Here is a 14153-nt window from a genome sequence, read left to right as displayed (position 1 = left end):
CTAATGATATTTGATAGATTTGCAAATCTAAAATATAAATATGGGAATAGACACTTTTGGTGCAGAGGATATTATATAGATACAGTTGGAAGAAATAAAAATGCGATAACAAAATATATACAAAATCAGTTACAAGAAGATCAGTTAGCAGAGCAAATAAGTATGAAAGAATATATCGACCCGTTTACGGGAGAGCAAGCAAAAGTAAGCAAATAAAATAGCCACCTTATAGGTGGCCGCTGAAAAAGTTTTGCGATTGGCGGTTTTTCAGAGCGCGAGTAGCGCCGCCAGTATCATGCCCTTATAGGGCTTAATCAAGCCTCCGGCTGAGCCGGTGGTACTTGACTCAGTAGATAAGTTTAACTCTTTAAGCTTCTTAAGATAAATCTATTTCATTATAATAAATCAATGCGCAATTAATCAATTGCGCAATTGCGTAATTGCGTAATTGCGCAAAACATCAAAACATCAGAACATCAGAAGTTTAGAAAATCAGAAATTAAAAGTAAGGTGATTAAGGAAGAATCCTCTAAAGTATGCAATTGCTGATTTTGAAAACAATACGAGTGAATTAATGTTATAATAAGAGCTATTGAAATTATTTATAGAAATAGATGTAGAAAATATTAAGTAGAAGTTATAGTTTAAAAGAAGAAAGGTGATGAGAATGGAAGCAGTATTGGTTAAATCAGCAGGATTTATTTTTATTATTTTTATTGGGTACATGCTTAAGAGAAAAGGATTTTTTAAGAGAGATGATGGGATTTTTTTATCTAAGATAATTATGAATATAACTCTTCCAGCAGCTTTAATATCTGGAGCAAGTGGAATGAGTATAAATTATTCAGCAATTATAATAATTTTGGTAGGGTTTTTAAGTAATTTATTTAATTTATATTTTTCTAAATTTACAAGTTATAAAAATTCTTCTATTGGAAAAGCAATTAATATGATTAATTGTACAGGCTATAATGTTGGTAATTTTGCTATTCCTTTTGCAGCAAGTTTTTTTGAACCCTTAGCTCTTGTTTATATGTGTATGTTTGATATAGGAAATTCCTTTATGGTTTTAGGTGGTTCTTATGCATTTGCAAAAAATGAAGTTGAAGGCAATGGGAGAATAAACTTTAAAAATCTATTTAAGGTTTTGTTTAAATCTTTCCCATTTGATATATATCTTCTTTTGCTTATTCTTTCAATTTTTAAAATAGTGATTCCAAAAGAAGTTATTTCTATAGCAGCCATGATTGGAAATGCTAATGGGTTTCTTGCAATGCTTATGATTGGGATTATGTTAGAGATAAATATTACTAAACAGCAAGCTAAATCTGTTATGAAGATATTAGGTACTAGGTACATGGGAAATATTATAATAGCAGTATTAGTATATTTTTTAATACCACTTCCTATTTTAGCCAAACAAATGATTATTCTTATTTTATTTGCGCCCCTATCAACAATTTCAGCAGTTTATAGTAAAATGATAGATCCAGATAATCCAGCGCCAGCTCTATCTAATTCAATAAGTATTATAATTTCAATTTGCGTAATGACAGGTTTATTAGTGTTATTTACATAAAAATTAGTTTAAAAGCTACTATGAGGAGATTTCTTCATAGTAGCTTTTAAAATTATCTAAAGAATTTTTATGGAACCTATTGACATTAAAATGCGAGTGTATTATCATAGTGGTACACTAGTAATATAGATAGGAGCTGTAACAGCTATGAAATTTAATGAAAGTACGCCGATTTATATGCAAATTATACAAAAAATTAAGGCTGATATAGTATCTGGAAGGCTTAAGGGGGGAGATAAAATGCCATCTGTCAGGGAATTCTCAGAGAATTTTAAAGTTAATCCTAATACCGTACAGAGAGTTTTTCAGGAGCTTGAAAGGGAAGGAATAACATATTCTCAAAGAGGAATAGGAACATTTATTGTTGATGGAGATGATATTTTGAAGGAACTTAAGGATACCCAGGCTCAAAGATACACAGAAAGATTTGTTGATGAAATGAAGGAACTTGGAATGAACAAAGAGGATATTTCTAAATATTTATTAAAGGTATTGGAGGAAAAATTAAATGAAAATTCTTGAAGTTAATGGAATAAGCAAAAAATATCTTACCAAAAAAGCTTTAAATGGAGTTGATTTAACTGTTGATAAAGGAAAAATAGTAGGCATTTTAGGACCAAATGGAAGTGGAAAAACTACCTTTTTGAAGATAATAGCTGGTTTAACAAGACCTACTGATGGAAAAGTTCAAGTATGTAATACCGAAATAGGTTATAAAATAAAAGAGTTAATTGCATATTTACCAGATAGCGATTTTTTATATCCTTGGATGAAAATTAGTGATGCAGAGAATGTATATACATCATTTTTTAAGGATTTTAATTCAGAAAAGTTTTATGAACTATTAGATTTTATGAAATTAGAGCTAGATATGTCAGTAAAAGGACTTTCAAAAGGAATGAAGGAAAAGTTAGCATTAGCTTTAACCTTAGCTAGAGAAGCTAAACTAATAATACTTGATGAACCTTTAAATGGGGTAGATCCAGTAGCTAGAGAACAAATCTTAAAGGCAATCTTAAAAGGCTTTAACTTTGAAAGCTCTATGATAATAACAAGCCATCTTATTAATGAGGTAGAGAGTTTACTAGATGAGGTCTACTTTCTTAAAGAAGGAAAAATTGAGCTTTGTGGAAATGCAGAGGATTTAAGAATAGAAAAAAGTATGACCCTTGACGAACTTTACAGGGAGGTTTTTGCATGTTAACTAATTTATTAAAATATGAATTTATGAAAAAATGGAAAAGTATGAAGTATATTTTATTAGGCTATGCCCTTATTGAAGTAATATTATTAGTTACAAGTAAAGTATTAAATGTTACAAGTGGTGATCCTGTTCCATTTGTACAGGAGGGAACATCAGATGCAAAATTTGGATTCTTCTGGTTTGTATGCATAGTATTTTATTTTTTATTTACTGTTCTTATAAGTATTTATCCTTTTTTTGAAGGTGTAACAAGATATGAAAAAGACCTTTCTGGTAAGCAAGCTCCTTTAGAACTTATGATACCCGCACCTTCTTGGAAAAAGATATTATCAAAGTTAGTATCAACTATAGTGGTAACTGTTGGGTGTACAATAATAGCGCTTGCATCTGTAATGATTTTTATTTTAGTTATGAGTAATTTTGATAAAGTTCTACTAACTCAAATTTCTGACTGGCTTAAAATCATACTTGATTATCCATTTTCTTTGCTATTTACAATTATTTATGTGATTTTATCTTATGTATCCTTTTATTTATTAATAAATTTTTGTACAGCTGTAGCGAAAGCTATCACTCATAAAAATAAACTTTCGACCTTGATAAGTATTATAACATTTGGAGTGTTAGTAGCTATAATACTGTATTTATCCATTAAAATTGAAAATTATCCAATAGTAACTTTTACATTTTTTAAAGGATTAGCAACAGGAATGGCAAGTAGTTTAAGTTCTATGATATTGGATATAGCTATCTTAAGCTTCTTTTTTGCAGGAACATCCTATATCATGGAGAAAAGGATAGAATATTAATGAGAGAGCCTTTTGGTATAAAAAATTAATGGGAATATAAGAACAAAAGAATTTAAAAATATATAGGGATGTGGAAATAGTTTTTCTAATTACTATCTCTATATCTCTATTTTTGTTTCATGGGAATACAATAAATATTCACAGTCGCCTTTGGAATTCTTTTGTTATATAATAAATAAAAATATGTAATTGCTTGGGGGCGATATAATGTCAATTACAGTAGGAAAACTATTTGGAAATGGGGCTGTACTCTACCAAATGAAATTAATAGCAGGAAACAAGGGACTTAATAAATTAGTTGAGTGGGTACATATCGTAGAGGATGATGATGTTAGTAAATTTCTTCATGGAAATGAAGTTGTATTTACTGCTGGTATACTTAATAAAACAAAAGGTTGGCTTTTAAATTACACGAAAAAACTATACAACGTCGGAACTAGCGCCTTTGTTATAAATATTGGGCCCTATACTAAAGAGGTTCCAGAAGAGGTAATAAAATATTGTAATAGTGTAAACATGCCTCTTTATACTATTCCTTGGGAAACAAGGATGGTTGATATAACTAGGGATGTATGTTCTAGGATTATGCAAAGTGAGCAGGTAGAGATAAGTCTTGCAACAACTATTAAAAATATTATATTTCAAATTGGAGATTTAGAGACTCATATACTTCAAATGGAGAGGTATGGATATTTAAGGGATAGCAATTTCTGTTTTATTGTTATGTCTTTTGAGGGAGAAAAAGATGAAGAGTTTAATATGAATAGAATTAGAATGTATTCTGAAAGAATTGCTAGAAGTATTCATGAGCTTTATATATCTTTTCCCCATAATGATTGCTGGGTTTTGGTTTTAGTTAATTATAGTAATTATAATATAAATAGTTTTGTAACTAATTTCTTTAGCGAATGGGATATGCACTCCTGTAAGATTTATATGGGTGTAGGTGAAAATAAGGCAGGAATAAAGGTTCAGGCGGAAAACTTTAATAATGCTTTTACAGCTATGAATATGGCTAAGAAAAAAGGCAAGGAGATAATTTTTTATGATAAATTAGATATTTATAAAATTTTATTAAATACAAAAGATAAAAATATTCTAAAGGCATATTATGAGGAGACCTTAGGAAAATTAGAGAAATATGATAAGGAAAATAATACAGATTTAATGGAGTTTTTATATACATATTTAAAAAATAACGGAAGTCAAAGTCTTGTTGCTGAAAAACAATATATTCATAGAAATACAGTTAATAATCAGCTTAAAAAAATTGAAAAAATAACAGGATTTAATCCATTAGGATTAGATGAGAAGTTAAGATTTTATTTAGGATTTTATATTAAAGATTTAATGTAGATGTGCATATGCACAAAAAAACTTAGTCACCTATTCATTGTATTTAATTAAAATACAGGTATATAATATAAACATGTTAAAGATGAATAATAGAAATTTGATAAACAGCGACGGAGCTTGTTCAATAGAATAAGTTCCGTCTTTTTATTTAAGGGGAGCGTGTTATGATATGAATGGTGAGGAAATTAAAAGTACATTAAAGAAATATAATTTACAATCATGGAGCAAACAAGGAAATTTAAATCCAATATCCGTTGAAAAAGCTGATGGAATTTATTTTTGGGATTATGATGGAAATAGATATACAGATATGTCTTCTCAACTAGTTAATATGAATCTTGGATTTGGGAATAAAGCAATAGGGGATGCAATTAAGGAACAAGTAGACAAGTTTTGTTTTGTAGGTCCATCCTTTGGAGCTGAATCTCGAGCAAAGCTTGCAAAGAAAATAATCGAATTAATGCCTGATAATATGGGAAAAGTATTTTTTACAAATGCAGGTGCAGAATCTAACGAAAATGCTGTTAAAATAGCAAGAATGTTTACAGGTAAGTCTAAGGTATTTAGCCGTTATCGTAGTTATCATGGATCATCATTTGGGGCAGGAAACTTAACTGGTGAACCTAGAAGATATACTTTAGAACCTGGCATACCAGGGTTTGTTAAGTTTTTTGATCCATATATTTATAGAGAAGCTATAGATTTTAAATCAGAAGAAGAAGCAACAAAATACTATTTGACAAAATTAAGAGAACAGATAATATATGAGGGTCCAAACAGTGTTGCAGCTATAGTTTTAGAAACCATAACAGGTTCAAATGGTATAATAATTCCACCGAAGGGCTATTTACCAGGAGTTAGAGCTTTATGTGATGAGTTTGGTATTTTAATGATATGTGATGAAGTAATGACAGGCTGGGGAAGAACAGGTAAGATGTTTGGATTTGAGAATTTTGGAGTAAAACCTGACATCGTAACTTTTGCAAAAGGTGTAACCTGTGGTTATGTTCAACTTGGGGGAGTAGCAGTAAGTAGTGAAATTGCAGCATATTTTGATGATAATTTATTATCTTGTGGATTAACTTATAGCGGACATCCTCTAGCTTGTGCAGCAGGACTTGCTTGTATTAATTATTATGAAGAAGAAAACATCTTAGATAATGTAAATAAGGTTGGAAAAGTACTTGGCGAAAAACTTGAAGAGATCAAGGAAAAACATCCATCTGTCGGGGATGTAAGATATATTGGGTTATTTTCAGCTGTGGAATTAGTTAAGGATAAAGAGACAAAAGAGGCATTAGTACCTTATGGAAAAGATCCAGAAGGAGTTATGGGAAAAATCTTAGGAATGCTTAAAGAAAGAAAGTTTATGACTTATACTCATGAAAATATGATACTTGTAGCACCACCATTAATTATTACAGAAGAGCAGCTAGTTGAAGAGTTAGCTAAATTAGATGAAGTGCTTGAGATTGTGGACAAAGAATTTATCTAGATGAGGTGAAAATAGTGGCATATGAATTTAGTTTACCAGGACGTACTATTATTGGAGAAGGTGCACTTGAACAAAGTGAAAATATAATAAAATCCTTTGGAAAAAAGGCACTTATTGTATCAGGTAAAAATGTAACTAAGATGGGTACAGTTAAGATTATTACTGACTGTTTAGAAACGTGGAAAATAGATTATTTAATTTTTAATGAAATAACTGGTGAACCAACAGAGGTTATGATTGAAGCTGGAGTTAAGGCTTATAAAGAAGGAGAATGTGATTTCTGTATAGCAGTAGGAGGAGGAAGTCCTTTAGATAGCGGAAAAGCAATAGTAGCTATGACAAAACTTGAAGGTGAAATCTCAGATTACATGGGACAAACTATGGAAGGAAGGTTTCCACCCTTAGTATTAATTCCAACTACAGCAGGAACAGGCTCTGAAGCTACGAAGTTTACAGTTATTACAGATTCAAAAAAAGATATAAAGATGTTATTAAAAGGAGAAGCACTGCTTCCTGATTTAGCAATTATTGATGCTAAGTTTTCACTTACGGCTCCAAAAGGAGTTACAGCAGCAACTGGTATGGATGCATTAACTCACGCAGTTGAAGCTTATACTTCAAGAAAAGCTAATCCATTAACAGATACATTTGCATTATCTTCAATTAAGAAAATATTTAAGCATTTGCCTCTTGTATATAAAAATGGAGAAGATAAAAAAGCAAGAGAGGAAATGGCAATAGCTGCTTATGAAGCAGGAGTATGCATAAACAATTCATCTGTAACCATAGTTCATGGAATGAGTAGACCAATAGGAGCATTATTTCATGTACCACATGGAATTTCAAATGCAATGCTTATAAAGGAATGTTTAAGCTATGTTTTAGATGGTAGCTATGAGAGATTTGGTGAGATTGGAAGAGCAATCGGAGCAGCTGATGAAAGCAAAAGTGATAAGGAAGCTTCAGAAGCTTTTTTAGATAAACTCTCAGAGTTATGTAAGGTATGTGAAATACCTACATTAAAAGAATATGGTATAGATAAAGATGAGTTTAATAAATTTGTAGATAAGATGGCACAAGATGCAATGAACAGTGGAAGTCCATCAAATACAATAAAAGAAGTTTCAAAAGATGATTTATTAAAAATTTACGAAAAATTATGGTAGAAATAATTTGCAATGGCGCAAAACTTAAGGTTTTGCGTCATTTTTTATATTTAGGGGAGGCGTAGTAAGTATGATTAATGAAATAGAAACTACATTTCAAGAAGAGTCAAATAATATAGAAATTAAAATAGAAAATTTAAGCATGATATATCAAGATAAAAATGGTGGAAAGCCGGTAACCGCTCTTAAGGATGTTAATCTAGAGGTTAAAGAAGGAGAATTTATTTCATTATTAGGACCATCAGGCTGCGGAAAAACAACATTGCTTAGAATCATAGCAGATTTATTACAACCTTCTATGGGAAATATCACAGTAAGAGGACAAAGTCCAAGAGATATAAGACTACAAAAGAAGTTTGGAGTAGTGTTTCAAAATCCAGTTTTATATGATTGGAGAACAGTTAGAAGAAATGTATGTATGCCAATGGAGATTTTAGGTATGAAGAAACAGGATCGTACCGCTAAGGTTTCGGAAATGCTTGATCTAGTAGGATTATCAAAGTTTGGGAAACATTATCCTTATGAGTTAAGTGGAGGCATGCAGCAAAGAGTTGGAATTGCAAGAGCTTTAGCAATTAATCCAGAAATTCTTCTTATGGATGAACCATTTTCTGCTTTAGATGAATTTACTCGTGAAAAACTTCATGAAGATCTTTTGGATATCTGGAGTAAAACCAAAAAGACAGTAGTATTTGTAACTCATAATATTTCAGAAGCGGTTTTCCTATCTGATAGAGTTGTTGTTTTATCACCACATCCTGGACGTGTTTCAGCTGTAATAGATATTGATATTCCAAGACCAAGAAATATGGAATCAAAGCAAACGCAAAAATTCTATGACTATATAACTAAAATCAGAAACAGCTTTGAGGGGGTGTGATAATGCTAAGTAAGAAAGAAAAATACAAAGTCAATTTAGTGTGGACTATTGGAGTATTTTTAGTTTGGGAATTGATTGCTTTCTTTCTAGATAAAGTGATTAATGATCCTATGGCTGATGCGAAGTTACCTTATCCACATAGTATTATTGTATCTATTACTCAGAATTTCACTGACTTAGTTTCAGCAGCTGGACTTACTTTTTCAAGAGCAGTTTTAGGATTTGCACTTGGAGCTTTAATAGGATTTATATTAGCTATAATTATGAGTTTATCAAAAATAGCAGAAAAGATAGCTTTGCCGTATTTGATAGTATCACAAATGATACCAGTATTAGGACTTGCTCCTATAATATTTACTTTAGTTAAGGATATGAATACATCAAGAATAGTAATAGCTGCTTATATAACATTTTTCCCTGTTTCAGTAAATATGCTGAGTGGACTTAATAGTGTTGAAAGTGATAAGAAGGAACTACTATATTCATATGCAGCTAAGAAAAAGAGCATATATTACAAGCTTATGATTCCCTATAGTTTACCTTATTTATTTGCAGGATTAAAAATAGCAGCGCCAATGGCTATAACTGCATCAATATTAGTTGATATGTTAGGTTCAAGTGGTGGGATAGGTGTTAAACTTCTTTATTCATTATATTCTGGAACAAAAGATGTCTTTTGGGCTTCAGTTGTAACTAGTGCGCTTATGGGTATTATGGGTTATTTTGTAGTGATTTTCTTTGAGAAGATATGTATGCCATGGAGAAAACAAACTACATAAGGGAAAGGAGATGAAGTCATGAAAGAAAAAGTTAAAAATGTGTTGTTGCCTTTGGGATTTGGAATATTAGTTATATTTATCTGGCAAAAAGGACTTATACATGATGCGTTAGGTTTTAAGCCTTTTCAGCTACCTATACCATCACAAATTATAGAGACTCTACAAAAGAATTTTGATAAAGCTATAGCAGATACAATTGTAACAATTTCAGGAGCCTTAGTTGGACTAGCTTTGGGATGTCTTATTGGATTTTTAGTAGCTGTAATTGCTACACAATTTTCAAAGTGGGGATACACAGGACTTAGTATAATAGCAGCATTTAATGCAATACCAATAGTTGCATTATCTCCTATAATGAATCGCTGGTTTACTAGTGGATTTGCTCAAAAAGTAGGCGTAGTAACAGTAGTTTGTATGGCAGCTATGGCTATTAACGCTTATAGAGGGCTAAATGATTTAAAGCCTTTCTCTAAAGATTTATTGGAATCCTATGCTTCCTCAGAGCGGGTTATATTTTTTAAACTTCGATTACCAAACTGTTTGCCTAGTGTTTTAACCGCACTAAAAATAAATGTTGCAGCAGCAATAATGGCAGCAATGATAAGTGAATATTTTGCTGCATCTACTTCAGGTATTGGGTTTGGAGTTAAAGATAATTTAAGAAAAGGGATGATGGCAATGGGGTGGTCTTACATAGTTATGGCAGCCTTAGTAGGAATTGTTCTTTATTTAATTGTTCTTTTAGTAGAACGCAGAGCTATAAAATGGCATGCTTCACAAAGATAAATTATTTTATTTAAAAAGGGGGATATAAAAATGAAAAAGAAATTATTAACTCTATGTTTAAGCGTAGTAATGATGGGATTAACCCTTGTAAGCTGCGGTACTAAGGCACAAGATACTACAAAGACAGATGGAAGTTTAGATAAGGTGAAACTTCAACTAAAATGGCTTCCTCAGTCACAATTTATGGGATTTTATGTAGCTGCTGAGAAAGGTTATTACAAAGAAGAGGGAATAGATATAGAACTTTTACCAGGTGGAAGTGATATTATACCAGAACAAAATGTATATAACGGGGCAGCAGATATCGGAGTTACATGGGTATCAAGTTTAATGACCTATCAAGCTCAAGGATATGAGCTACAAGAAATAGCACAAGTATTCCAAAAGTCAGGTTTATTATTAGCTTCTAAGAAATCTTCAGGAATTAATTCTCCAACAGATTTAAAAGGTAAAAAAGTTGCTAACTGGTTTGGTGGTAATGAATATGAAGTTCTTGCATTATTAGAAAAATATAAATTAAATAAGGATTCAGACCTAAAGTTAGTTCAACAAGATTATACAATGGATCAATTAAAAGAAGGTTCAGTTGATGCAGCTTCTGCAATGACTTATAACGAATTTGGATTATTATTAGAAAGCGGTATTCCAGAAAGTGATTTAAATGTTATAAACATGAATGACGAAGGTGTTGCGATGCTTGAAGACTGTTTGTTTGTAAACTCTGAATGGGCATCTAAGAATAAAGATGTGGTTACTCGTTTCTTAAAAGCTACTATAAAAGGATGGCAGGAAGCTGTTAAAAATCCAGAAGCAGCTGGAAAAATTGTTTATGAAGTTGATAAATCAGTATCTTTAGAACATCAAGTGTATATGGCTAAAGAAGTAGCTAAACTTGCAGCTCCACAAGGTTTTGACTCAGCTAAAATAGGACAAATAGATATGGATGCAGTTAAACAAACAGCAAAATTCTTAAAACTTTATAATAAAGACTTGGCTAAAGATCCAGTAGTTAATAAAACAACATTTACTTCAGAATACTGGGATGAAGCAACTAAGTAATTAAACTTAAGTTCAGATGAGGGAATTCTCTCATCTGAACCATAAATATACAAGCTTAGTGCGACTTATCATCATCTAAATGGGTGATGTGTAAGTGGCAGTAATGGTATAGATAAATGAAAGGAGAATATGTATGGATTTAATTATAAAAAATGGAATGATTATAACATCAAGTGAGACATATGTAGCTGATATAGCTGTTAAGGGTGGAAAGATAATAGCAATAGGTACAGATTTAGAGGAAAAAGGAGCAAAGGTTGTTGATGCTAAAGGAAAGATGATTTTACCTGGGGCTATAGATGTTCATACACATTTGGCAATGCCTTTTGGAGGTACTGTTTCATCAGATAGTTATTTATCTGGAACAAGAGCAGCAGCTTGTGGTGGAGTTACTACAGTTTTTGATTATCCAATGCAAAGAAAAGGTAGTGGTATTTTAGAGACTGTAAAGGGAAGAAGAGAAATGGCTGATCCAGAAGTTTGTGTTGATTATGCTTTCCACTGCATTATAACAGATTTAAATGATGGGAAGATATTAGATGAATTTGAAGAGGCAGTTAATTACGGTATAACAAGCTTTAAATGTTTTTTTGTATATAAAAAAGAAGGAATGATGGTAGATGATGCAACCTTCACTAAAATTTTATTAAAAGCGAAGGAAACCGGTGCCATAACTAATCTTCATGCAGAAAATCCAGATTTAATTGATTTAAATATTGAAAAGTTTTTAAAAGAAGGAAAAACCTCAGCTTGGTATCATTATTTAAGTAGACCTGAGTATGTTGAGGCAGAAGCAGATAAGAGAGCTGTTCATATAGCAAAATCAGTAGATGCACCGCTTTATATAGTTCATATGGCAGATAAAGAAGGACTTGAAGCTGCTGTAGAAGCTAAAATGGATGGACACGACATATATATAGAAACTTGTCCTCAATATTTAGAATTTACTAGTGAAGTTTATAAGAGAGAAGATGGAAGAAACTTTGTATGTTCACCGCCAATTAAAGGACAAGAAAGTCAAGATGCACTTTGGAAAGCCATTAACACAGGAGCTATAGATACTGTAGCTACAGATCATTGCCCATTCCAAAGTTATGAAAAAGATTGGGGTAAAGATGATTTTACTAAGATTCCTAATGGTTGTGCAGGGGTTGAAAACTTATATCCATACATGTTATCTAAAGCAAATGAGGGAAAGTTAAGTTTTAACCGTGTGGTTGAGTTATGTTCAACTAATCCTGCAAAGATATTTGGATGTGCGCAGAAAGGTTCTATAACTGTTGGGAAAGATGCAGATATAGTTATATATGATCCAGAAAAAGAGTTCACTATTTCAGTAGATAACATGCATTCAGATTATGATCATACTATTTGGGAAGGTAAAAAACTTAAAGGATATCCAGTGCAAACTTATGTACGTGGATCTTTGGTATATGATAATGGTGACTTTGTTGGAAGACCTGGATTTGGTAAGTTTGTTAAAAGAGTAGGTCGTAAATAAAGATGTATTAAGAGGGGGCAATGAAATGAATAGTTTATTATATAAAGATATTTCACTTAGAGAGGATGTTGCAGGATGTTTACTTTGTCATGAGGCACCTTGCCGAAAAGCTTGCCCTCATTCAGTAGAAGTTAATAGTATTATTCTTTCTTTAAGATTTGAAAATAAGGCAGGAGCAGTAAACAAGTTACCAGATGTTCTGCCATGTGATATGTGTGAATCTAAAGCTTGTAAAGATGCCTGTTTAAAAGGTAAGATTAACGATCCAGTTAATATAGATAGAATACTAAAAGGTATATCTAGTGAAGAAAAAGTTGAAGAAAAAGAGGTTGATTTATCAATAGATTTTTGTGGAGTTAAATGTGAAAACCCATTTTTCCTCTCATCTTCTGTAGTTGGTAGTAACTATGAGATGGTAGCTAAGGCTTTTGATATGGGATGGTCAGGAGTGGCTTTTAAAACTATAGGTATGTTTGTGCCTAAAGAGGTTTCTCCAAGGTTTACAGCCCTTACAAAAGAGAATGTACCTTTTGTAGGATTTAAAAATATTGAACAGATTTCTGATTACACCTTAGAAGAAAATATTGAATTCCTAAAAAAGTTAAAGAAAAACTACCCAACTAAAGTTATTGTTGCATCAATTATGGGACAAAACGAAGAGGAATGGACTACCTTAGCTAAATTAATGACAGAGGCAGGAGCAGATATAATAGAGTGTAATTTTTCTTGCCCTCACATGACGAATAAAGGAGTAGGTTCAGATGTTGGTCAAGACCCAGATTTAGTAGCTCTTTATACAAAGGCTACAAGAAAAGGCACCCATCTACCTATATTAGCTAAAATGACACCGAACATAGGTAATATGGAAGTTCCTGCAATTGCAGCAATAAAGGCAGGAGCAACAGGTATAGCAGCTATTAACACAATTAAAAGTATAATGAACTTAGACTTAGAGACCTTTGAATCAGAACCAAATGTTGAAGGTAAAACAAGTGTTGGTGGATATTCAGGGAAGGCAGTAAAACCTATAGCCCTTCGTTTTATTCATAGCATGAGTAGTTGTGAAGAGTTAAAAGTTGCAGAGTTTAGTGGAATGGGTGGAATAGAAACCTGGAGAGATTCAGCAGAGTTTTTAGCATTAGGCTGTAAAAATGTTCAGATTACAACTTCTGTAATGCAGTATGGATATAGAGTTATTGAGGATTTAATAGATGGGATGAAGTTATATTTAAGTTCACAAGGATACCATAGTATTTCTGAAATTGTAGGGAAAGCACTTCCTAAAATAGTTCCAGCAGATGAATTAGAAAGGGATAGTATCTGCTATCCAAGATTTAATAGAGAAAAATGTGTAGGTTGTGGTAGATGTTATTTATCCTGTTATGATGGAGGCCATCAAGCAATAAAAATGGATGAAAAAAGTAAAAAGCCTATACTTATTGCAAATAAGTGTGTGGGATGTCAACTATGTGTAACTGTTTGTCCAGCTAATGCTGTGGCACCAGGAAAAAGGGTTAATAAAAAAATATAAGGGGGATA

General features: G+C 31.9%; 14 protein-coding genes. All 14 read left to right on the top strand.

Going from position 1 to position 14153, the window contains the following annotated elements; translation table 11 throughout:
- On the top strand, positions 1 to 216 hold a 216-nt coding region (locus BUA92_RS18480), incomplete at its 5' end, for a transposase (RefSeq protein ID WP_175550932.1).
- Positions 217 to 667: 451 nt separating this feature from the next.
- Positions 668 to 1579: an AEC family transporter gene (locus BUA92_RS18475; RefSeq protein ID WP_073022120.1), complete on the top strand. Its 912-nt coding sequence runs from the start codon at positions 668 to 670 to the stop codon at positions 1577 to 1579.
- A gap of 147 nt (positions 1580 to 1726) precedes the next feature.
- Positions 1727 to 2101: a GntR family transcriptional regulator gene (locus BUA92_RS18470; RefSeq protein ID WP_073022118.1), complete on the top strand. Its 375-nt coding sequence runs from the start codon at positions 1727 to 1729 to the stop codon at positions 2099 to 2101.
- A complete protein-coding gene (locus BUA92_RS18465; protein WP_073022116.1) occupies positions 2088 to 2783 on the top strand; it encodes an ABC transporter ATP-binding protein in 696 nt (231 codons plus the stop codon). Before BUA92_RS18470 ends, BUA92_RS18465 begins: the two co-directional genes overlap by 14 nt.
- Positions 2777 to 3592, top strand: a complete 816-nt coding sequence (locus BUA92_RS18460; protein WP_073022114.1) for a hypothetical protein — start codon at positions 2777 to 2779, stop codon at positions 3590 to 3592. Before BUA92_RS18465 ends, BUA92_RS18460 begins: the two co-directional genes overlap by 7 nt.
- 207 nt (positions 3593 to 3799) lie before the next feature.
- On the top strand, positions 3800 to 4948 hold the full coding sequence (locus BUA92_RS18455; protein ID WP_073022112.1) for a PucR family transcriptional regulator: 1149 nt from the start codon (positions 3800 to 3802) through the stop codon (positions 4946 to 4948).
- Positions 4949 to 5117: 169 nt separating this feature from the next.
- Positions 5118 to 6443 carry an aminotransferase class III-fold pyridoxal phosphate-dependent enzyme gene (locus tag BUA92_RS18450; protein WP_073022110.1) on the top strand — a complete coding sequence of 442 codons (1326 nt, stop codon included), beginning with the start codon at positions 5118 to 5120 and terminating at the stop codon, positions 6441 to 6443.
- 14 nt (positions 6444 to 6457) lie between these two features.
- A complete protein-coding gene (locus tag BUA92_RS18445) occupies positions 6458 to 7609 on the top strand; it encodes an iron-containing alcohol dehydrogenase (RefSeq protein WP_073022108.1) in 1152 nt (383 codons plus the stop codon).
- 70 nt (positions 7610 to 7679) lie between these two features.
- The gene (locus tag BUA92_RS18440) at positions 7680 to 8489 is read left to right on the top strand and encodes an ABC transporter ATP-binding protein (protein WP_073022106.1); all 810 of its coding nucleotides are present in this window, start codon (positions 7680 to 7682) and stop codon (positions 8487 to 8489) included.
- Between the two features lie 2 nt (positions 8490 to 8491).
- Entirely contained in the window at positions 8492 to 9268 is a 777-nt protein-coding gene (locus BUA92_RS18435) for an ABC transporter permease (RefSeq protein WP_073022103.1), read from the top strand.
- 18 nt (positions 9269 to 9286) lie between these two features.
- Positions 9287 to 10054 (top strand): ABC transporter permease, encoded by a 768-nt coding sequence (locus BUA92_RS18430; protein WP_073022101.1) that lies wholly within the window; start codon positions 9287 to 9289, stop codon positions 10052 to 10054.
- A 30-nt stretch (positions 10055 to 10084) separates the two neighbouring features.
- Positions 10085 to 11113 (top strand): ABC transporter substrate-binding protein, encoded by a 1029-nt coding sequence (locus BUA92_RS18425; protein WP_073022099.1) that lies wholly within the window; start codon positions 10085 to 10087, stop codon positions 11111 to 11113.
- A 133-nt stretch (positions 11114 to 11246) separates the two neighbouring features.
- Positions 11247 to 12614 (top strand): dihydropyrimidinase, encoded by a 1368-nt coding sequence (hydA, locus tag BUA92_RS18420; RefSeq protein ID WP_073022097.1) that lies wholly within the window; start codon positions 11247 to 11249, stop codon positions 12612 to 12614.
- A gap of 25 nt (positions 12615 to 12639) precedes the next feature.
- Complete coding sequence (gene preA / locus BUA92_RS18415; protein WP_073022094.1) at positions 12640 to 14145, top strand: NAD-dependent dihydropyrimidine dehydrogenase subunit PreA; 1506 nt, start codon at positions 12640 to 12642, stop codon at positions 14143 to 14145.
- Positions 14146 to 14153: the final 8 nt, after the last annotated feature.

It is taken from the genome of Clostridium intestinale DSM 6191, assembly GCF_900130055.1.
Classification (GTDB): Bacteria; Bacillota; Clostridia; order Clostridiales; family Clostridiaceae; genus Clostridium_T; species Clostridium_T intestinale.
Note: the sequence above shows the minus strand (reverse complement) of the source record. Positions and strands in the feature narration are given on the sequence as shown.

Bases quoted from the DNA above. Each gene is read 5' to 3' on its own strand.
- BUA92_RS18475 (WP_073022120.1), top strand. From the start codon at position 668: ATGGAAGCAGTATTGGTTAAATCAGCAGGATTTATTTTTATTATTTTT.
- BUA92_RS18470 (WP_073022118.1), top strand. From the start codon at position 1,727: ATGAAATTTAATGAAAGTACGCCGATTTATATGCAAATTATACAAAAA.
- BUA92_RS18465 (WP_073022116.1), top strand. From the start codon at position 2,088: ATGAAAATTCTTGAAGTTAATGGAATAAGCAAAAAATATCTTACCAAA.
- BUA92_RS18460 (WP_073022114.1), top strand. From the start codon at position 2,777: ATGTTAACTAATTTATTAAAATATGAATTTATGAAAAAATGGAAAAGT.
- BUA92_RS18455 (WP_073022112.1), top strand. From the start codon at position 3,800: ATGTCAATTACAGTAGGAAAACTATTTGGAAATGGGGCTGTACTCTAC.
- BUA92_RS18450 (WP_073022110.1), top strand. From the start codon at position 5,118: ATGAATGGTGAGGAAATTAAAAGTACATTAAAGAAATATAATTTACAA.
- BUA92_RS18440 (WP_073022106.1), top strand. From the start codon at position 7,680: ATGATTAATGAAATAGAAACTACATTTCAAGAAGAGTCAAATAATATA.
- BUA92_RS18435 (WP_073022103.1), top strand. From the start codon at position 8,492: ATGCTAAGTAAGAAAGAAAAATACAAAGTCAATTTAGTGTGGACTATT.
- BUA92_RS18430 (WP_073022101.1), top strand. From the start codon at position 9,287: ATGAAAGAAAAAGTTAAAAATGTGTTGTTGCCTTTGGGATTTGGAATA.
- BUA92_RS18425 (WP_073022099.1), top strand. From the start codon at position 10,085: ATGAAAAAGAAATTATTAACTCTATGTTTAAGCGTAGTAATGATGGGA.
- hydA (WP_073022097.1), top strand. From the start codon at position 11,247: ATGGATTTAATTATAAAAAATGGAATGATTATAACATCAAGTGAGACA.
- preA (WP_073022094.1), top strand. From the start codon at position 12,640: ATGAATAGTTTATTATATAAAGATATTTCACTTAGAGAGGATGTTGCA.